The organism is Demequina mangrovi, assembly GCF_000759715.1.
Classification (GTDB): domain Bacteria; phylum Actinomycetota; class Actinomycetes; order Actinomycetales; family Demequinaceae; genus Demequina; species Demequina mangrovi.
The window spans coordinates 50,649-70,175 of sequence record NZ_BBLU01000007.1; the positions used below are offsets into that span (position 1 = coordinate 50,649).

The window sequence follows — 19,527 nt, forward strand, 5'->3', positions numbered from 1 at the left end:
TCAGTCCTCCTGGGGTTCAGCTTGTTCCTCGTCCGCGAGCGTCGCGAGCGTGGCACGGAAGGTCTCGTCGGCGCGGTCGGTCCACCACGCCTCGTCGACGGGGGTCACGCTCATCACCGTACCGACCGGGAGGACGCGCGCGAGCGTCGCACCGGTGCTCGAGGGGAGCGAATGCACGTGCGCGACGCCGTGAGCGCGGCCGAGCACGATCTCGGCCGGCAGCCCGGGCTCGACCACAGCGAGCCCGGCTTCGCTCAGGCGCGCGAGGGTCGCGGGGTCCTCCCGGCGATGCGGAAGGTAGGTCGCGTCGGTTCCATGGGAGGCGACCCACGCCTCGTATCGCTCCGCGTCGACGTAGCCGTCGACGGCGAGCGCCGAGCCGAGGATCACCACGGGACGGAGATCGACCGGCGGAGGCGCGTCGAGGGAGCGCAGCCACGCGTACCGGTTGGGGACGATGCGCACTCCCGGCACCACGGGCATCGCGGCGTGGTCGGCGTAGGCGGTGACGAGCATGACGCGCCCGGACCGGGCGGCGGCGCGCAGCCGCGCGCCTGTCACGGCGCCCAGACCGCGCTGCAGCGGGCGCTCACGCTGGCCCATGCGGGAGAACGGTTCGATCCCGGCGAGCACCGCCGCGAGGTGAAGCGCGGCCGAGCCGTCGTCGACCACCACGAGGTCGCGCGTCCCGGTCGCGGTCGCCACGGCCCGGAACTGGCCCGAGAACACATCGCCCACGAGCCGGCGGGAGGCGCCGCGGAACCGGGCGTCGGACGCGGAGCCCGCCTCCGCGAGCACCACGTCGTCGGGAAGATGAGGCTCGAGCCAGCGCGCGGTGCCCGCGAGCTGCGCGACACCGCTCCGCAGCAGGATGAGCATCGGCTCACCGAGCGCCGCGGCGGCCTCGACAGCGTTGATCAGCTGGAGCGGCGACTCGACCCACCCCACCCGAGGGGCGGTGGCTGTCATCGCGACTTCTTGTAGGCGGACACGACCTCCTTGGGGTCGCCGTCCATCTTGAGCGTGCCGTGGTCGATCCACAGCACGCGGGTGCAGGTGTCCATGATCGACCGCATCGAGTGGCTCACCAGGAAGACCGTCCCCGCCTGCTCGCGGAGGTCGCGGATGCGCTGCTCGCTCTTCGCCCGGAAGTCCTTGTCTCCTACCGCGAGGGCCTCGTCGACCAGGAGGATCTGGTGGTCGCGTGAGATCGCGATCGAGAACCGCAGGCGCGCGGCCATGCCCGAGGAGTAGGCCTTCATGGGAAGGTCGATGAACTCGCGGATGCCGGAGAAGTCGACGATGTCGTCGCGGCGCGACTCGACCTCCGAGGGCGTCATCCCGAGCGCCAGCCCGCCGAGCATGACGTTGCGGTCGCCGGTGAGGTCGCCGATGAGAGCCGCGTTGACGCCGAGAAGGGCCGGCCGCGACGCGGCGTAGACCGCACCGCGGGCGGGGGTGTGGAGCCCGGCGATCGAACGCATGAGGGTGGACTTGCCCGAGCCGTTGTGGCCGATGACCCCGATCGACTCGCCCTCGTGGACGACGAACGAGACGCCCTTGAGCGCGTGCACCACCCGGACGCCGCGCTGGCGCTGCATGAGCGCGCGCCTGTCGTTCGCGGCCTTGCCGGAGGCGAAGGTCTTGTAGTCGATGTGGAGGTTGTCGACGACAACCGTGGGCTTGCTGGCCTCAGTCACGTCCGTAGCGCTCCTCAGCCGTCCAGAAGAAGTAGATGCCAGCGAAGAAGAACACGATCGCCGCGACGACGGAGACGATCACCATCTGCTGGGTGAAAGGCTGATCGGTGAGCAGCGCGTACCGGATGAGCGAGATGTAGTCATGCACCGGGTTGAGCTGCGCGACGGTCATCATCCACTCGGGCTTGTCCGCGAGCACCTGCTCCATCGAGTAGAAGATCCCGGTGAGGTACATCAGCAGTCGCGTGAGGATCGGGATGATCTGCGTGACGTCGCGCAGGTGCACCGTGAGGCGGGCGGCGATGAGCGCGACGCCGAAGTTGAACATCGTCATCAGCACCAGCACGAACGGCACCGCGAGCCACTCCCATGAGGGCAGCTCTCCGAAGCCGATGAGGATCACCGCGAGCACGGCCATCATCGGCACGAGCTCGAATATCTGGCGGATCACGGCGGACAGCGGCAGCAGCATGCGCGGGAAGCTCAGGCTGCGGACCAGCGACGTGTTGCCCGTGATCGCTCGCGCACCCTGATTGAACGACTGCGAGAAGTACGTGAAGATGAAGAACCCGGTCACCAGGTAGGGGATGAAGTTCTCACCCTCGCGCGTCGAGCGCGGCATGATCACACCGAAGACGAGGCCGTAGACCGCGGACTGCAGCAGCGGGTTGAGCACCACCCACAGCAGACCGAGCCGGTTCTGCGCGAGGTTGGCCTCGATCCTGTACCGCGCGAGCTTCGTGGCGAAATGGCGGCGGTCCCACAGCTCGCGCAGGTACGCCGGCAGGGGCTGTCTGGCGCCCACGCGCGGCAACCCTGCCTCCCGCGCAAGCGCGGCGTAGTCGATCTCGGTCACACGTCTCCTCGGGGTGAAGCCTCAACGTCCTGCGAAGGCGTTGTGCCCCCTGCTCGGCATGAGGATACCCAAGACGCATCCGACACCCCAAGAGAGGTGCATGGTGGGAAGCACGCCGAGCAGCCTCCAGCGCACCCCGCCGGGCACGGATGCGCGCAGCGCGGTCAGCAGCACCCACGCGCCGTAGACGAGGTACGGGAGCGCACCGAGGACGCGCAGCGCGACCCCGACGGCACCGGGCACCAGGCCGCCGACGAGCAGCGCGAGCAGCCCGAACGCGAGCGCCGCGACGAGCACCGGAGGCACGAAGTACCGCAGAGGGACGCGGCCCTTGAGCCGGCGGATGATCTCCCCGCGCCAGCGGCCCGAGGCGTGGAACTGCTTCGCGAGCGCCTGCACCGAGGAGCGCGGGCGGTAGACCACGTCGAGCGCCGGCTCGAACCACACGAGGCCCCCGCGCGCGATGAGCCGGCGGTTGAGGTCCCAGTCCTCGCCGCGCGACAGAGTCTCGTCGAAGCCGCCGATGCCGAGCACCGCGGCGCGGTCGAAGACTCCCAGGTACGCCGACTCGGCCGGGCCGGCCTCGCCGCCCGTGTGATAGACCGCTCCGCCCAGGCCGCCCGGCGAGTTGTAGCCCCACGCGACCGCCTGCTCGTAGGGAGTGACGCCCTCGGCGTGCATGCGACCGCCCAGGTTGACCGCACCGGCCGCGCGCAGCGAGCGCAGCGCCGTGACGGCGTAGCCCTCGGGCAGCACCGAGTGCGCGTCGACGCGGATCACCACGGGGAAGCGAGCCTCGGTGATGCCGATGTTCATCGACATCGAGATCGCGTTGCGCGGGTTGTGCAGCACGCGGATCTCGGGGTGCGCGGCCGCGAGGCCGGCGACCACCTGGTCCGTGCGATCCGTGGAGGCGCCGAGGACCAGCAGGAGCTCGCGCTCGTCGAGCCCGTCCTGCGCGAGGACGCTCGCGACCGCGGTCGCGACGTAGTCCTCCTCGTTCAGCACGGGCATGACGAAGGACGCGCGCAGCGGCGCGCCCGCGGAGGATGCGGGTGTCACGCGCGGCCCGGCCACGTCGCGAGGCGCGCGAGGAACGCGTCGTTCTCCGCGGGGGCGCCGATGGTGACGCGCACGCCCTCGCCCACGAACGGGCGCACGAGCACGGCCGGGTCCGCGCCGCCGAGGTGTGCGGCGAGGTCCGCGGTCGCGTCGCCGACGGCGAGCCACACGAAGTTGCCCTGCGCGTCGGGCACGTCCCAGCCGGCGGCGAGGAGCGCCGCGACCACGCGGTCGCGCTCGGCGACGATGTGCGCGGCGCGCTCCTCGAGCTCGTCGCGGGCGTCGAGCGACGTGATCGCGGCGAGCTGCGCGGGGCCGGACACGGAGAACGGGGTCACGCAGGCGCGGACGGGCGCGACGAGCGCCTCGGGACCCACCGCATAGCCCACGCGCAGGCCCGCGAGGCCGTAGGCCTTGGAGAAGGTACGCAGCAGCATGAGGTTGGGGTACCGGTCGAGCGACGCGGGACCGTCCGCGACGTCCTCGGCGCGCACGTACTCGAGGTAGGCCTCGTCGAGGACCACGAGCACACGCGACGGCACCGACGCCATGAACGAGTCGAGCTCGGCCTGCGACAGCGTCGGACCGGTGGGGTTGTTGGGCGAGCACAGCATGACGACGCGCGTGCGCGAGGTCACCGCGGCCGCCATCGCGCCGAGGTCGTGGCGCGCGTCGGACGTGAGCGGCACCATGACGGGCTCCGCGCCCGCGATGCGCGTGAGGATCGGGTAGGCCTCGAAGCTGCGCCAGGCGAACATGACCTCGTCCCCGGGACCCGTGTACGCCTGCAGGATGTGCGCGAGCACCGCGACCGAGCCGGCGCCGACGACCACCTCGGCGGGCTCGCGGCCCACCTCGCGCGCGATGCGCGCCGTGACCTCGGATGCACCCATGTCGGGGTAGCGGTTGATGCCGCGCGCGGCGCCCTCGAGCGCCTCGATCACCGACGGCAGCGGCGCGTCGGGGCTCTCGTTGGAGGAGAGCTTCACGGGCGGGGCCGCGTCGGCGGTGCCGCGGGCGCCGGGCACGTAGGGCGGAAGCGCCGCGATGGCGGGGCGGGCGGCGGGCAGGTCTGTCATGTGCGCGTCGGGCATGGGTAACAGGATCGCACCCTCATGGAACAATGACGGCCATGCGCTTCGTCCTCCTGTCCGCGGTCACCGCCGTCGCCGTCTGGCTGGTCACGTTCCTGCCCCTCGATGTCGAGGTCTCCGGAGGGGACGCGGGCCCGTGGGCGCGCATCGGCGTCTTCCTGCTCGTGGGCGCCGTGATGGCCGCCGCGAACCTCATCCTCAAGCCGATCGTCGACGCGCTCGCGCTGCCCATCAAGATCCTCACGCTGGGCCTGTTCTCCCTCGTGGTGTTCTGGTTCATGCTGTGGGTGACCGCGTGGCTCACCACGCTGGTGCCGTGGGCGGAGCTCACCATCGGCGGCTTCTGGTCCACGCTGGGCGCGGCGCTGCTCATCAGCATCATCACGTCGATCCTGTCCGCGGTGATCCCCGGCGCGCGTCGCTGACCCCTCGCGTCACCCGGTGACCGGGCGGAACGTCCGGATGGTCGAGCGCCCGCCCACGAGCATCGGGGCCGCGCCGTCGAGCCACGCCTCCGTCGACGGCGTGAGGCCCTCGTCGACCAGCCTCGCGGTCTGCCGGTAGCCGGGCAGCCCGTGCGCCTGGAGCACGGTGTGCGAGGCGTCGGGCGCATCGTCCTGCAGGCTGTGGCGCCGGTCGTGCGTCACCGTCGTGCGGTTCGGGCTCGGGTCGTTGGCGCGTCCGTCGAGCCCGGGCACGAGGTCGCGCAGGTTCTCGAGGTGCAGCGCCTCCGTGGAGCTCGGGATCGCGATCCGCCCGGTGGGCGACCCCGCGGTCACCACCTGCGTGATCCGGAAGGCGCCCCCGAGCGCCGAGGCGACCACGCTCGCGATCATGCCGCCCTGGCTGTGCCCGACGAGCATGACGGGCTCGTCCGCGCGGACGCCCGCGCCGCGCAGCGCGTCGACCACGGACGCCGCGGCGTCGCTCCATCCGCCGCGCACCGCGGCGAGGTCGGCCTCGAGGTCGGCGGGGTTGCCGCCGAGCAGCCCCCAGTCCTGCGTGCTCGGGATGTAGACGATGTGCCGCGGCCCGTCCGCGCCCTCCAGCGTCTCCACCGCCACCGAGCCGTCCCTGATCCCCTCGAGCCACGTGAGCCTGCCCAAGAGCTCCTCGACCGAGGCGGGCGCCGTGGTGGTGGGGATCAGGGTGGCGGGGCGCGCGCCGGCGAACTCGGGCTCGAGCAGATGCTCCGCGCCGCGGACCGCCATGAGGAGGTCGTCGACCAGGGCGTCGTAGCGCTCCTCCATCGCGCCGAGCTTCGCGCTGACCGTGGCGCGGTTGACCGAGCCCGTGGTCGGCATCTCGGGCAGCGCGCCGACGAGGCCGACAACGCCGCCGGTGACCGTCTCGCGGAGGACCCGCCAGGCGGTCCCCAGGGAGTCGCCCACGATGTCGAGGCCGTACGAGAAGGTGCTCACGCCGTGATGCGCCTCCGCCTCCGCGGCCCGGTACGCCTCGACCGCCGTGGCGAGCAGCATCGCGAGGTCGCGCAGCGCATCGGCCTCGCGCGTGCACGCCACCGCGGAGGGCTGGAGGCTCGCGCCGGCCGGCGCGCCCAGCAGCGACGCGGTCGCGAGCGCGCGCCCCGCAAGATCGAGCTCGTCCGCCGCCTCGCGCAGCGCACCCTCGGCGATCTCGAGGTCGGCGAGCACCGCGACCGTGCCGCCGCGCCCGCCCATGGTCCACGCGGGCTCGCTCACGGCGCCGCCTGCCATGCGGGGGCCGAGGTCGCCTCCTGAAGCGTGCCGCTGAGCGCGGTGACGCGCCAGGCGGCATCGGACAGCTGCCCGCGGTACCGCTCGCCGTGGATCCCCTGCCACTCCGCGCGCCTCGCCGCGATGAGCCGCGCATGCGCGATGTCGATCGAGAGCCGGGCTCGCGCGATCAGCGCGGTGACGTCATCCATGCGGCGACGCTAGGCGCGCTCCCCGCCCGCGCACCCCGGGACGATGCGGCGCCTGGGGACGCCGCGCATCGTCCACCCGCCCGGGGACAGCGCCGCCGGAGCCGGCGACGCCCGTGCGTGGAAGAATGTGCGGCGTGAACGACTGGACCTCCCTCGCCGACCTTGAGCCCTCCATCGCCCTCGGACCCCTGGACGGCCGCTACCGCGGCGCGGTCGCGGGCCTGGTCGACCACCTCTCGGAGCCCGCGCTCAACCGCATGCGCCTCCACGTCGAGGTCGAGTGGTTCATCCACCTGTGCGCCTCCGACGCCGTGCCCGGCGCGCGTCCGCTCACCGACGAGGAGATCGACCTCCTCCGGGCGATCCCCGCGGGCTTCGGCGCCGCCGGCATCGCGGAGCACGCCGACATCGAGCGCATCACCGTTCACGACGTCAAGGCGGTCGAGTACTACATCAAGCGCCGGATCGAGGGCACGTCGCTCGACCCGCTGCGCGAGCTGGTGCACTTCGCGTGCACGTCGGAGGACATCAACAACCTCTCGTACGCGCTCATGATCAAGGGCGCCGTCGAGGACGTGTGGCTGCCCGCCGCCTCGGCCCTGGTCGCGCAGGTCGCGGACATGGGCCGCGAGGCGAAGGCGATCCCGATGCTGTCGCGCACGCACGGCCAGACGGCCACGCCCACCACGCTGGGCAAGGAGTTCGCGGTGCTCGCGCACCGCCTGGGCCGCCAGGTGCGCCGCGTCGAGGCGCAGGAGCACCTGGGCAAGATCAACGGCGCGACCGGCACCTTCGGCGCCCACACCGCCGCGGCGCCCGGCACCGACTGGATCGAGGTGTCGCGCACGTTCGTCGAGGGCCTGGGCCTCACCTGGAACCCGCTCACCACGCAGATCGAGTCGCACGACTGGCAGGCCGAGCTCTACGCGGACGTCGCGCGCTTCGGCCGCATCCTGCACAACCTCGCGACCGACGTGTGGACCTACGTCTCGCTCGGCTACTTCGCGCAGGCGACCACCAAGGGCTCGATCGGCTCGTCGGCGATGCCGCACAAGATCAACCCCATCCGCTTCGAGAACGCCGAGGCGAACCTCGAGATCTCGGCCGCGCTGTTCGACACGCTCGGCGCGACTCTCGTGACCTCGCGCCTCCAGCGCGACCTCACCGACTCGAGCTCGCAGCGCAACATCGGCGTCGCGTTCGGCCACTCGCTGCTCGCGATCGACAACGTGCGCCGCGGCCTGGGCACCCTCTCGGTGAACGAGGCGGCGCTCGCCGCGGACCTCGACGCCTCGTGGGAGGTGCTCGCGGAGCCGATCCAGTCGGCCATGCGCGCCGCCGCCGTCGCCGGCGTCGAGGGCATGGAGGACCCGTACGAGCGGCTCAAGGAGCTCACGCGCGGACACTCGATCGACGCGGAGGCCATCCGGACGTTCGTGGGCGGCCTCGGGCTGCCCGCGGAGACCTCGGCGCGGCTCGCGGCGCTCACCCCCGGCACCTACGTGGGTCTCGCCGAGAAGCTGGTCGACGACTACCTCGCCTGACCCGCCGCGTCCCCGTGGTACATGAGGGCCGGTTCCGAGCGTTTCTGGGCACTCATGTCCCACGGGGAGACATGACGGCGGCGCACCGGCTGCGTCACTCGTCGCAGATGAGGGGGCCGGAGACGATCGCGTCGAGCGGCGCCGTGACGTCGTCGCCCCTCGCCGTCGAGCCGTCCGCGGCGATGCTCACCGTGGTGACGCCGAGCCACTCGAACGCCGCGACGCCGTCCGCGCCCGCGGAGACCGTCTCCGTGCTGCCGTCCGGGAAGCGCACCTCCAGCTCGTCGCCCGGAGCTCCCGTCATCTCGAGCGCCGGCTCGACCGTCCACGTGTCGATGAGCGTCCACGTCCGCTCGGCCGGCTCGTCGTCGTCGCTCAGCAGCGCGTCCAGGTCGACGAGCCAGTACACGGGATCCGAGGGCCGCGTCATCTGCGGGTCGGAGTAGCTCTCGCCGCTCGACCACCCGCCCTCGGGCGTCTCGATCTCGATCCTGATCCGCTCGTCCGTCCAGACGAACCCGAGGCCGAGCGTCTCGCCCGAGGCGAGCTCCACCTCGGCGCGGCCGTCCGCGTCGGTCTCGACGCCGACGAGCGCACGGTCCTCGACCGCGAAGGTGAGCGTCTCGTCGACGTCCCCGAAGCCGACGTCGAGGGTGAGCGAGTCGTCCCACAGCTCCGCGAAGACGTCCTGAGTCCGGAACGAGAAGAGCGGACCGCCGCTCATCTCCTCGGCCCACGCGAAATCGAGAGTCGACGCCTCCGCGGGCACGCACGAGAGCGAGGCCGCGGGCACGGGCTCGCGCGGCGCGGCCAGCTGCGCGACCCCGAGTACCAGGGCACCCGCGGCGGCAGCCGAGCCGCCGAGGACGGCCGAGCGGGCCCGCCGTCGCCTGCGCACGCCGGCGGCGACGGCCGCGCCACGACGCTCCGCGAAGTCGCTCGCGGCGCCCGCCTCCTCGTCGACCGCGGCGGTCAGCATGCTCTCGAGCCCGCTCATCATCGTCCCCCTCTCGCGCTCGCCCCGACGGGCACGGTCTCGACCGGCTCCCACGAGACCTCGGTGCGCAGCACCTCGGCGAGCCGAGCCGAGGCGTCCGAGAGGTAGCGCTTCACGGTGCCCTCGGCGAGCCGCAGCTCGTGCGCGATCTGGGGCACCGTGAGGTCGTCGTAGAACCGCAGGACGATGCACGCGCGCTCGCGCGGGGGCAGCGTCGCCAGAGCGGCCCGCACGTCGAGCGCCGCGGCGGCGTCGGGCTCGCGATCCACCTGCTCGGCGGCTCGTGCCAGCCTCTCCTGCGCGGCCTCGCGGGAGCGCCGCGAGCGCAACCGGTCGATGAAGACGCTCGGGATGGCGCGGCGCACGTACGCCTCGGCACGATCCGCGTCGGGGAAGCGCCGCCCACGGGAGAACGAGCGGACGAGCGCGTCCTGGAGCACGTCCTCGGCCTCGGCGGAGTCACCGGTGAGCAGGCGTGCGTACGCGAGCAGGCGTGGCGCACGCTCGCGCATCACCTGGTCGAGCACCGGCTCCCATCGCGCCACGGATCCCCCTCCCGCTCGTCGCCCTACGGTGCCATAACGGCACCTGGCTGGGGAATCGTTGGGTCCGATCGCCGAACTCGACGTCGGGGCGACTACGCGTGGTGCACGACGGCGTCGCCGACCGCCACGCGACCCGGCGCGAGCACGCGCCCGTAGACGGCGACGCACGCGTCGCGGCGGTCCCCGAGCGGCTTGAGCCACCGCGTGGAAGCCGCGACCCCGTTCTGCGGCTGATCGATCACCCGGCAGCGCTCGTTGCGCTTGGTGATCTCGAGCGTCGCCCCGCCGACCGCCACGGTCGAGCCGATCCAGGACTCCTCCACGAAGGGCTCGTCGGTCTCGATCACGATGTTGACGCGAAGGCGCCGCGGATCCGCGTCCGCGCCGAGCTCCGCGCGGCACCAGTCGAGCGTCGCGGTGCCCACGAGCGACACCGGCGAGGAGTCGAAGTGCGGGCGCGCGCCCGGCTCCTCCGGCAGCACCCGCATCGGCTCGCCGAGGACGTCGCTGAGCTCCTCATCGAGCGCGGGCGACCCGGCGACCCACGTGCGCCCGTCGCGCGAGACCGCCACGGCATCGTCCGCGAGCGCCGCCGCGTATCCGAACACGCCCTCGAACTGGCGCCATCGCGAGCCGCGCTTGCCCGCCGCGTACAGCCCGCCGGCGTCCACGACCGCGAGCGCGCGATCCCCCGCCAGCCCTCGTGCGTCGATCTCCACCGCGGCCGGGGACTCGCCCGCCATCGCCTTCACGGGGAACCGGTGGAGGGAGACGATGCGCATGCGGCCAGCGTAGGCGCGGGAACCCCCGCTCGTTAGAGTGTCGTGACGATGGACACCGCGCCCCGCACCGATGACGCCCCCGCGACGCCTGGCGCCGCTCCCCCGGCCGATGCGTGCGGCGCCGCGCCCGTGACCCTGCCCAGCCCGCGGCGGATGCGCGCCGAGGTGTGGATCGTTCTCGGCCTGTCGCTCGGCCAGACCGCGGTCTACGCGGCGATCCGTCTGATCGAGCGCTACGTCGACACCACGCCGATCTCCGGCCAGACCACCACCCTCAACCCGAGCCGGTCGAGCATCGACTGGATCGACCTCATCCGGCAGCTGCTCAGCATCGGCTTCGCGCTCGTGCCGGTCGCCCTCGCGCTCTATCTGCTGAGCCAGCACGGCGCCTCGTGGCGCGCGCGGCTCGGCCTCGTGGGCCCGGCGCGGATCTGGTGGCGGGACATGGGCTGGGGCGTGATCCTCGCGGCCTGCATCGGCCTGCCGGGGCTGGCGCTGTACGCGATCTCGCGCGCGCTCGGTCAGACCGTCACGGTCGACACCTCTGGCCTGCCGGACATGTGGTGGTCCGCGACCATCCTGCTGCTCTCGGCGGCCGCCGCCGGCGTGCTCGAGGAGTTCGTGGTGGTCGGCTTCGTGCTCACGCGCCTGCGCGACCTCGGCCGCTCGCCCTGGACCGCCATCGTGCTCGCCGCCCTGCTGCGCGGCGCCTACCACCTGTACCAGGGCTGGCCCATGGCGCTCGGGAACGTGGTGATGGGGCTGGTGTTCGGCTACGTCTACGTGCGGCGCGGGCGCCTCGCACCGCTGGTGCTCGCGCACTGGACGCTCGACGCGGTCGCGTTCATCGGTCCCGAGGTGGTGCCGCACGAGTGGCTGGTCTCCCTGGGGGTCGCCTGAAGTCCCTGGACGCGCCCGGCGTCGGCCGTAGACTCGCGCCATGGCCGCGGGGGTGAACGAGTCGAGCGTCGATGCGCCGACCGTCCGCATCGTCGACGAGCCGGAGACGCGGGTCCGGCGCTTCACCGACGTCGTCGGGATCATCGCGACCGTGGTCGGCCTCGCGGTGACGCTGCTCATCGGCGAGTTCCTGCTCAGCACCACCGAGGGGCTCACGCAGGACATCGCGTCGATCTCGCCGTTCCTCCAGCGTCTCCTGGTGGCGCCGGTCAACCTCTTCACGGCGATCCTCGCGATCATCATCCCGGCGATCATGGTGATCGACCTCCTGGTCCGCCGCGAGCCGCGACGCCTCATCGAGTCGCTCGCCGCGAGCGTGCTCGCGGTGATCTTCACGCTCATCGCCGCGTTCCTGCTCATCACCTTCGCGACCGAGGAGCTCGCCTCGAGCCTCACCCCGCGGACCTACGACACGCTCCAGCTCCCCGCGTACGTCGCCGCGATCTCGGCGCTGCTCACCGCCGCCGGACGCCGCTCGGCCCGCCGCAGCATCGGGCTGTCGTGGAACATCCTGTGGCTGGGCCTCGCGATCGCCGCGATCTTCGGCGTGGTGACCATCCCCGCCGCGCTCATCACGGTGCTGCTCGGTCGCCTCGCCGGCCTCGCGCTGCGCTACTGGCTCGGGTCGACCGCCGACCGCGCCTACGGCGAGACGCTGGTCGAGGGGCTCGAGCGCGCGGGCTTCCACCCGCGGGCGCTCGTGCGCGCCGACATGGGCTCGGGTGAGGACCACCCCGAGCTCGACGCCGTCACCGACGCCCTCGCCCGCACGCGTCAGGGCCGTGTCTACGCGATGACCACCGCCGAGAACCACCACCTGCTCGTGGTCGCGATGGACGGCGACCAGCAGGCCGCCGGCTTCGCGTCCAAGCTGTGGTCATCGCTGCGGCTGCGGGGCATCGACACCCGCGCGGACGTCTCGCTGCGGCAGACCGCCGAGGCCACCGCGCTCGTCTCGCACGCGGCGCGGGTCGCCGGCGTGCGCACCGGCCGGGTCCTCGGCATGGGTCAGATCCGCGACACGATGCTGCTGGTCTACCAGCGCCCGCCCGCCACGCAGCCGCTGTCGCTCGTGCCCGCCGAGGAGATCTCGGACGCGCTGCTCGACGCCGTCTGGGCGGAGGTGGGCCGCGCGCACCGCGCCGGCATCTCGCATCGTCACCTCGACGCGGACACCGTGCTGGTCGGGACCGATGAGGCCGAGGTGGAGCCCACCGTCTGGCTGACGTCGTGGGAGCTGGGCGAGGCGGCGACCAGCCCCCTCGCGCAGCGCATCGACGTCGCGCAGGTGCTCGCGATGACCGCGGCCCTGGTGGGGCCGGACCGCGCCGTGGACTCGGCCTTCCGCGCGCTCGGGGCCGAGCCCGTCGAGCAGGCGGCACCGCTGCTGCAGAGCATCGTGCTCCCGCCCGTCACCCGCACCGCGGTCAAGGCAAGCGCCCACGAGAAGGTGCTCGAGGCCGTGCGCGAGGAGATCCTCACCCGCTCCCCCGACGCCGAGGTGGCCAGCGAGAACATCACCCGCTTCGGCTGGCGGACCGTCATCACGATCCTGCTGGGGCTCGTGGTCGCGGTGGTGCTGCTGAGCTTCAACACGCAGGACTTCGTGGATGCGGTCCAGCAGGCCAACCCCTGGTACCTGCTCGCGGGCTTCGCATGGGCGCTCCTGACGTTCGTGGGCGCGGCGCTGTCGCTCGCGGCCTTCAGCCCGATCAAGGTGCCGTTCAGCCGCGTGCTGCTCACCCAGGTCGCGGCGGCCTACATCTCCGTGGCCGTGCCCGCGGGCGTGGGTCCCGCCGCGCTCAACCTGCGCCTGCTCACCAAGCGCAAGGTCGCCACGCCGCTCGCGGTGGCGACCGTCGCGCTCGTACAGGTGAGCGCCGTGGTGGTGACGGTGCTGGGGCTCGTGGCGCTGACCCTCGCCTCCGGGTCGAAGGGAGCCCTCGCCGCCCTGCCGTCGACGGCCGTGGTGGTCGCCTTCGCCGTGGTGGTCGCGGTGCTCGGGGCGACGATGCTGGTGCCGCGCGTCCGCGCGTGGGCCGCCAAGCGCGTGCTGCCGCCGCTGAGGCAGACCTGGCCGCGCCTCACGCAGGTGCTCGGCCAGCCCGTGCGCCTCGCGCTGGGCCTCGCCGGCAACCTCATCCTCACCATCGGCTTCGTGGGCGCGTTCCAGTCGTCGCTGCTGGCCTTCGGCCAGGAGATGGCGATCATCGACGTCGCGGTGCTGTTCTTCGTCTCGAACGCGGTCGGCACCGCGGTCCCGACCCCCGGCGGTGTGGGTGCGGTCGAGGCCGCGCTGACCGCCGGTCTGGTGTCGGTGGGCGTGCCCGGTTCGGTGGCCTTCTCCGTCGCGCTGGTCTACCGCCTGCTCACCTACTGGCTGCGGATCCCGCTCGGGTACGTGGCGATGAAGTTCCTGGAGCGCAAGGGCGAGCTGTAGGCGCTGGCGTACGGGCCGCGTTCACCAGCCGCTCGTTGACAACCTCATCCGGTGCGAGGAATGTGAGCATCGTCCCTGTTCACCCGCGAAGACGCGGAGGTTCCCATGCCCACCCACGACGATGCGACCCTCATGATGGAGCTGCTGCAGTGGCACACCGCCTCGGGAGGCATGGAGGCCTCGCGGTTCATGATGTCCCCCGACTTCGACGCGGCGGCGGCGGACTCTCACGACCGGCACGTGTTCGTGATGCTCATGATGGGCGAGACGATCGGCACCTTCGTCAAGCAGGGCCTGCTCGACGCCGGGCTCGTCTACGACCTGTGGGCGGTCGGGCTCGTGTGGGACCGCGTCGGACCGGCGGCGTTGCGCGCGCGAGAGAAGTACGGCGTCCCCGCGCTGTGGGAGAACTTCGAGGCGCTGGCGAGGAACGACGTCGGCTGATCCTCCCCGAGCGTCCCGCCGCTAGTTGTTCCGCTGGGGGTTGACCTTCTTGATCCACTCGATGAGGTCGTTGCTCGAGCGCGTCTGGAGCCACACCCGGCCCGGGCCCGTGAAGTCGGTGACGAGCCCCTCGCCGCCCAGCAGCGTCGACTTCCAGCTGCCGGCCTTGCGCACCGAGAACTGCACCGAGTCGTCGAAGGCGACCACGTGGCCGGTGTCGAGCGTGAGCGTCTCGCCGGGCGCCAGCTCGAAGGCCTGGATCGCGCCGTAGGAGGCCAGCAGCAGCTCGCCCGCGCCGGTGCAGCGCAGCAGGATGAGCCCCTCGCCCGAGAAGAACGACTTTCCGCCGCCCCACTTGGAGTCGACCTGGATCGACGGGTCCGAGGCGATCCACGAGCCCGACTGCACCAGCAGCGCACCCGAGCCGTCGAGCGTCACCTCGGCCATGTCGCCCGGCAGCGTCGCGGCCACGCCCACCTGGCCGCCGGACCCCGAATGGAAGTCGTTGACGAAGAAGCTCTCGCCTCCCAGCGACCGCTTGAGGCCGCTCATGAAGCCGCCGCGCGTCGAGGTCTCGATGCTGATGTCTCCCCGCGTCATCGCCATCGCGCCGGCCTCGACACGGACGGAACCTCCCGGCGGGACCGTGATGGTGCCCATCGCGAAGGCGGGCCCGGCGTTGATCGTGACGTCCATGCGCATTCTCCCTGGTGGATCCTGCTCCTACCTTGGCGCAGCCGGCGCGGACGCGCTACCGGCTGGCGAGCCGTCGGCTACTGCCCGTCGAGCGGCTCGACCAGGACCGTGCAGGTCCACGCCGCCAGATCCACCCGGGCCCGGGCGCCGACGGCATCGCCGCCCCGCGTCATCTCCCGCGGCACGGTGAACCCGGCCGGGTCCGGCGACCAGTTCGACACGAACCACACCCGCGCCGTCGCCGTGGTGCCCGACGCGACCGTCACCGTCACATCGGCCTCCCAATCGGCGGACACGCCGGAGGGGCACGCCCGCCCGAGGACCTCGGCCGCGAGCGCCCGGTCCGGCACGGTGCCCACGTAGGTGACCCGACCCTCGCCGAAGGCGTGCGTCGTCACCGCGGGCTGCCCCGCGTAGATGCCCGAACCGTACGTGAGCAGCGCCTCGGCTCCGTCGAGCTCGAGCAGGTCCGCCCAGGCGGTGCCCGCCCCGGCATCGTCCCCGCCCGCGCCGGCCACGCGCACCGGCGCGTCGAGCGACGCGTACTCCTCGTAGCGGATGCCGGCCGCCTCGGCGAGCGGACCGGGCGCGACCTCGGCCCGCGCACGGGCGAGCTCGTCGCCGTACCCGGTGCGGATCCCCACCACCAGGTGTCCGCCCGCGCGGGCGTACTCGACCAGAAGCGCGAGGTCCGCATCGTCCGCGACGTAGAGGCTCGGCACCACCAGCACGGGGTGGAGCGCGACCAGCGTCGCGGGCTCGAGGTCCGCCAGCTGGGTCATGTGGACGATGCGGGACTGGAGACCGCGCTCGAACGCGCTCCGGTAGAACGCGTCGAAGATGCGCAGATACGAGTTCCGGTCGGGTCCGCCCTCGGCGTCCGCGAGGGGCGGGTAGAACTCGAAGGCGCGCTTGGTGTCGGTCGAGTACACGAACGCGACATCGGAGTCGGGCTCGTAGCCGGCGAGGTCCGGCTCGATCTCACGGATGCGCGCGCCGAGCGCGGCGACCTCGCGATAGATGCGGCCCGGCTCGCCGCTGTGCGGCAGGACGCCGCCCCAGTACGTCTCGATGCCCGCGTGCAGGGTCTGCCACTGCCAGTACTCGATCATCCGCGCGCCGCGCGAGATCAGCGCGAAGGCGGCGAGCGCGATCTGCCCGGGATAGGGGGCATGGTTCTCCCAGTGCGACTGGCCGATCGACTGCGCGTTGGTCTCCGTCACCAGGAACGGCGCCTGCGCCGAGGAGAACATGCGGTCGCCCTGGCCGAACAGCCCCCACACGCCCGACGTCCACCAGATCTCGGGCCGCGGCACCTCGACGCCGATCCGGAGCGCCTCCTGCATCTTGTAGTAGGCGTTGCCCGAGGTGACGTCGAGGCCGCGGGCCAGGCCGACGTCCTCGATCGCGGGCCGCTCGTACGAGATGCACGTGGTCACCCACTGCTCGGGGCGCGCATGCTCGCGGACGATGTCCGCCTCCCACGCGATGAAGTCGTTCACCACGAACGCCTGGTAGCGGCGCCATTCGAGGTCGTACTGCGGGAACGAGTTGCCGTCCGGGAGCCACAGGTCCTCCCAATCCCTCAGGAGGTGCGACCAGTACACGAGTCCCCAGGCGCGGTTGAGCTCCTCGACGGTGCCGTAGCGCTCGCGCAGATACGCGACGAAGCCCTCGAAGGCGGTGCGGTTGTGGAGCACGTGCAGCCCGGGCTCGTTGTCGACCTGGAAGCCGATGACCGCCGGGTGGTCGGCGTAGCGCGCGACGACCTTGCGGCAGATCCGCTCGGCATGCTCGCGGAAGGCCGGGTGGGTGTAGTCGATCTCCTGACGCCCTCCCCAGGGCACCCGCCGACCCGTGGCGTGCTCGGCCGCGATCTCCGGATGCAGGCGCTGGAGCCACTGCGGGACGGCGTAGGTGGGCGTGCCGAGCACCACGTCGATGCCCCGCGCGCGGGCGCCGTCGAGCACCGGCTCGAGCCAGTCGAGCGCGAAGCGGCCCGGCTCCGGCTCCCAGGTGGACCACACGGACTCGCCGACCCGGATCACCGAGAAGCCCGCCTGCGCCATGAGGTCGAGGTCGCGGTCGAGGCTCCCGGTGACGCGGTACTCGTCGTAGAACGCGGCCCCGAAGAGGAGGCGGGCATCGAGGTCGGAAGGCGTCGTCACGGAGGCTCCCAGGTGTCGGCATGCAGGGCGGGCCTTCGCGAAGGCCCGCCCCACATCCTGCTACGCCGGCGCGCGGGCCGCGCGGCACCCGTGCCGGTGCCTCGTCAGACGACGAGCAGCTTCTCCGACTCCGCAGGCTCCAGCGCAGCGCGCGCCCGGAGCCCGGCGCGCACCACGAAGGCGAGCGCCGCGATGTGGATCGCGCCGATGACCACCGAGGGCACGTACGCGATCTCGATCTGCGCGGCGAAGGCGAGCACGATGTCCCACACGTGCAGCACCACCGGGATGGCGAAGACGATCCAGTCGCGCTTGAGGTCGAGCGGACGGTCGAGCTTCGCGTAGCGCAGCACCAGGAACGTCGCGACGCTGAGGTTGAGCACCAGCATGATGCTCTCGGCGACCAGGGTTCCCTGCGCGGCGAGCGGCCAGCCGTAGAGCAGGAACAGGTTGATCGGCGACACGAGCACGATCAGCGCCGGGAGGATCGCGATGAGCGGTCCGCCGGTCTTGAGCCAGCCGATGTCCTTGCGCTCCGCCAGGCGCTGGATCAGCGCGACCGCGAAGCAGTAGTACAGGATCATCGTGAACCAGCCGGAGAAGTTGAAGACCGGGATCCCGAAGAAGCCGCCGTCGTAGGTCATCGTCCAGTTCCACTGGCCAGAGGCGACGCCGTCGATGGTGTGGACGTCGAAGACGTTCGACGGGTCGATGGTCATGTCCTGCACCGAGCCGACCAGGCCCGCGAGGAACGGCGCGACCCACCACGGCAGGCGCAGGTGCGTCGCGAGCCACAGCGCGCAGTACACGCCCACGGCCTCGACCAGCAGGATGCTGAGCGGCACCCTTCCGATCATCATGATCCGGTCGGTGGAGTAGTCGTAGACGTGCTGCCAGACGCCGATGTTCTCGAAGATCGCCGCGAAGGTGACGAAGCCGAGCAGCGTGAGGACGTGCCGGGTGGCCGCGGGGCGACGCGTGGCATGGATGAGGCTCGCGAAGAAGACCGCGACGGAGAGGACCTCGAAGAGGAACCAGGAGACGGGGGTGCCGAAGATCATGAGACGTCCTTCACGTGCGTCGAAGAGTTTTTGGCGGGCGACAAAAAGATAGCCTAGCGGCATGACCACGCGTGCGCCCGTGACCGACGGCCCAGACGATGGCGGCCGCCCGCGCACGGGCAGGCCCCCGAAGCTCAGCCTCGAGCGCATCGTCGCCGCGGCGAGGGAGATCGACCCCGAGGCGCTGTCGATCACGTCCGTGGCCGAGGCGCTCGGCGTCGCGCGCAACGCGGTCACGTATCGCGTCGGCGGCCGCGAGGACCTGCTCGCCCTCGTGGTCGAGCGCGAGCTGGCCGAGAGGCTCGCTGGTCTCGAGGTACCCGCGGACGACTGGAAGGCCGCGATCGTCGCGGCCTCCGAGGGCATGCTCGACGCGCTCGTCGCCTGCGGACCGACCGCGCTGGCCATCACCCGCGCACCCCGGACCGGCTTCCTCGGACCGTCCGAGCAGCTGCTCGCGGCGCTCACGAGCGCGGGCTTCTCCGACGCGATCGCCGGGCGCACGCTCGCGCTGCTGTCCGAGGTGGTCTACGCGGCGGCGCGCTACACGCTCGAGGCGCCCGCGGGCGGTGCTCGCCCCCTCGAGGGCGACCTCTCGGCGGTGAGCGCCGGCGCCGCCGACCGCTTCCCCACGTTCGTGCGCGTCTTCTCCGAGGCGTGGAGCCCGCGCGAGCAGCTCCGGTTCTCGCTCGACCTGGTGATCGCGGGGCTGGAGCGCGATCGCGAGGCGACCCGATCCGCATGAGCTGAACGAGGCGCCTGTCGGAACCCCGACCTACAGTCGGCTCATGGACCTCCAACGCGTCTCCATGATGAGCCTCCTGGTCGACGACGTCCCCGCCGCCGTCGACTTCTACGCGCGCGCCCTCGGCTGGGAGCCGGCGAAGCGCTTCGGCGACGACCTCGCCTTCTACCGCTTCAACGGCTTCGTCATGGCGCTGTGGGACCGCGCCGGCTGGGCCGCCGAGGGCCTCGGCTTCGACGCGCCGCCGTACGGCGGCTTCGCGATCAACACCACCACGCGCGAGGAGGCCGATGCGGCGGTCGCCCGGTGGGAGGCCGCCGGCGGCGAGGTCGCCAAGGCTCCGGTCGAGGTGTTCTGGGGCGGCTACAGCGGCTACGTCCGCGATCCGTGGGGCAACTACATCGAGATCGCGGTCAACGACGGCTTCACCATCACCGAGGACGGGCGCACGGTCATCGAGTAGCCCGTGCGATCGCGGCCCGACGGGCGCACGATGGGAGGAGGGAACGGCGTCCATCGGACCC

20 protein-coding genes are annotated in these 19,527 nt (G+C 72.2%); 7 read left to right on the forward strand and 13 right to left on the reverse strand.

Annotated features, from left to right (window positions below; all coding sequences use genetic code 11):
• The 5 genes from TR42_RS07860 to TR42_RS07880 are packed head-to-tail and all read right to left on the reverse strand — an operon-like array spanning position 1 to position 4,712.
• Positions 1-969: a hypothetical protein gene (locus TR42_RS07860; protein WP_143059003.1), complete on the reverse strand. Its 969-nt coding sequence runs from the start codon at positions 967-969 to the stop codon at positions 1-3.
• Positions 966-1,700 carry an ABC transporter ATP-binding protein gene (locus TR42_RS07865; protein ID WP_236623398.1) on the reverse strand — a complete coding sequence of 245 codons (735 nt, stop codon included), beginning with the start codon at positions 1,698-1,700 and terminating at the stop codon, positions 966-968. Before TR42_RS07865 ends, TR42_RS07860 begins: the two co-directional genes overlap by 4 nt.
• Entirely contained in the window at positions 1,693-2,556 is an 864-nt protein-coding gene (locus TR42_RS07870) for an ABC transporter permease (RefSeq protein ID WP_042214682.1), read from the reverse strand. The genes TR42_RS07865 and TR42_RS07870 overlap by 8 nt, the downstream gene beginning before the upstream one ends.
• A 21-nt stretch (positions 2,557-2,577) precedes the next feature.
• On the reverse strand, positions 2,578-3,618 hold the full coding sequence (locus TR42_RS07875) for a glycosyltransferase family 2 protein (protein ID WP_236623399.1): 1,041 nt from the start codon (positions 3,616-3,618) through the stop codon (positions 2,578-2,580).
• Entirely contained in the window at positions 3,615-4,712 is a 1,098-nt protein-coding gene (locus TR42_RS07880) for a histidinol-phosphate transaminase (protein ID WP_236623400.1), read from the reverse strand. The genes TR42_RS07875 and TR42_RS07880 overlap by 4 nt, the downstream gene beginning before the upstream one ends.
• A gap of 38 nt (positions 4,713-4,750) precedes the next feature.
• Between TR42_RS07880 and TR42_RS07885 the strand changes: the two genes are divergently transcribed.
• Positions 4,751-5,137, forward strand: coding sequence for a phage holin family protein (locus TR42_RS07885; RefSeq protein ID WP_042214683.1), 387 nt, complete (start codon positions 4,751-4,753; stop codon positions 5,135-5,137).
• A 9-nt stretch (positions 5,138-5,146) separates the two neighbouring features.
• Here the strand turns inward: TR42_RS07885 and TR42_RS07890 are convergent, their stop codons facing one another.
• Together TR42_RS07890 and TR42_RS07895 are read right to left on the reverse strand one after the other, a co-directional pair.
• A complete protein-coding gene (locus TR42_RS07890) occupies positions 5,147-6,415 on the reverse strand; it encodes an acyl-CoA synthetase family protein (RefSeq protein WP_143059002.1) in 1,269 nt (422 codons plus the stop codon).
• Positions 6,412-6,621 carry a hypothetical protein gene (locus tag TR42_RS07895; RefSeq protein WP_042214687.1) on the reverse strand — a complete coding sequence of 70 codons (210 nt, stop codon included), beginning with the start codon at positions 6,619-6,621 and terminating at the stop codon, positions 6,412-6,414. The genes TR42_RS07890 and TR42_RS07895 overlap by 4 nt, the downstream gene beginning before the upstream one ends.
• A 125-nt stretch (positions 6,622-6,746) precedes the next feature.
• Between TR42_RS07895 and purB the strand changes: the two genes are divergently transcribed.
• Complete coding sequence (gene purB / locus TR42_RS07900) at positions 6,747-8,165, forward strand: adenylosuccinate lyase (protein ID WP_042214688.1); 1,419 nt, start codon at positions 6,747-6,749, stop codon at positions 8,163-8,165.
• Between the two features lie 94 nt (positions 8,166-8,259).
• On the opposite strand, the gene TR42_RS07905 is transcribed toward purB, so the two are convergent.
• The 3 genes from TR42_RS07905 to TR42_RS07915 form a co-directional block, all read right to left on the reverse strand.
• Positions 8,260-9,162: a hypothetical protein gene (locus tag TR42_RS07905; protein WP_042214690.1), complete on the reverse strand. Its 903-nt coding sequence runs from the start codon at positions 9,160-9,162 to the stop codon at positions 8,260-8,262.
• The gene (locus tag TR42_RS07910) at positions 9,162-9,707 is read right to left on the reverse strand and encodes a sigma-70 family RNA polymerase sigma factor (protein ID WP_042214692.1); all 546 of its coding nucleotides are present in this window, start codon (positions 9,705-9,707) and stop codon (positions 9,162-9,164) included. The genes TR42_RS07905 and TR42_RS07910 overlap by 1 nt, the downstream gene beginning before the upstream one ends.
• Positions 9,708-9,799: 92 nt before the next feature.
• Positions 9,800-10,489: an MOSC domain-containing protein gene (locus tag TR42_RS07915; protein WP_042214693.1), complete on the reverse strand. Its 690-nt coding sequence runs from the start codon at positions 10,487-10,489 to the stop codon at positions 9,800-9,802.
• A gap of 48 nt (positions 10,490-10,537) precedes the next feature.
• Here TR42_RS07915 and TR42_RS07920 point away from each other — a divergent pair, with 48 nt between their 5' ends.
• The 3 genes from TR42_RS07920 to TR42_RS07930 all read left to right on the forward strand — a co-directional run bounded on the left by TR42_RS07920 (position 10,538) and on the right by TR42_RS07930 (position 14,333).
• Positions 10,538-11,389, forward strand: a complete 852-nt coding sequence (locus tag TR42_RS07920; protein WP_081953252.1) for a CPBP family intramembrane glutamic endopeptidase — start codon at positions 10,538-10,540, stop codon at positions 11,387-11,389.
• A 40-nt stretch (positions 11,390-11,429) separates the two neighbouring features.
• Positions 11,430-13,889, forward strand: a complete 2,460-nt coding sequence (locus TR42_RS07925) for a lysylphosphatidylglycerol synthase transmembrane domain-containing protein (RefSeq protein WP_042214694.1) — start codon at positions 11,430-11,432, stop codon at positions 13,887-13,889.
• A 105-nt stretch (positions 13,890-13,994) separates the two neighbouring features.
• Positions 13,995-14,333 (forward strand): DUF4760 domain-containing protein, encoded by a 339-nt coding sequence (locus TR42_RS07930; RefSeq protein ID WP_042214696.1) that lies wholly within the window; start codon positions 13,995-13,997, stop codon positions 14,331-14,333.
• A 21-nt stretch (positions 14,334-14,354) separates the two neighbouring features.
• Here the strand turns inward: TR42_RS07930 and TR42_RS07935 are convergent, their stop codons facing one another.
• The 3 genes from TR42_RS07935 to TR42_RS07945 form a co-directional block, all read right to left on the reverse strand.
• The gene (locus tag TR42_RS07935; protein ID WP_042214697.1) at positions 14,355-15,029 is read right to left on the reverse strand and encodes a TIGR00266 family protein; all 675 of its coding nucleotides are present in this window, start codon (positions 15,027-15,029) and stop codon (positions 14,355-14,357) included.
• A gap of 77 nt (positions 15,030-15,106) precedes the next feature.
• Positions 15,107-17,197, reverse strand: coding sequence for a beta-galactosidase (locus TR42_RS07940; RefSeq protein WP_042214700.1), 2,091 nt, complete (start codon positions 17,195-17,197; stop codon positions 15,107-15,109).
• Positions 17,198-17,301: 104 nt separating this feature from the next.
• Entirely contained in the window at positions 17,302-18,258 is a 957-nt protein-coding gene (locus tag TR42_RS07945) for a carotenoid biosynthesis protein (RefSeq protein WP_042214702.1), read from the reverse strand.
• 61 nt (positions 18,259-18,319) lie between these two features.
• Between TR42_RS07945 and TR42_RS14290 the strand changes: the two genes are divergently transcribed.
• Both TR42_RS14290 and TR42_RS07955 read left to right on the forward strand, forming a co-directional pair.
• Positions 18,320-19,003: a TetR/AcrR family transcriptional regulator gene (locus TR42_RS14290; RefSeq protein WP_052405822.1), complete on the forward strand. Its 684-nt coding sequence runs from the start codon at positions 18,320-18,322 to the stop codon at positions 19,001-19,003.
• Between the two features lie 43 nt (positions 19,004-19,046).
• Positions 19,047-19,466: a VOC family protein gene (locus tag TR42_RS07955; RefSeq protein ID WP_042214704.1), complete on the forward strand. Its 420-nt coding sequence runs from the start codon at positions 19,047-19,049 to the stop codon at positions 19,464-19,466.
• Positions 19,467-19,527: the final 61 nt, after the last annotated feature.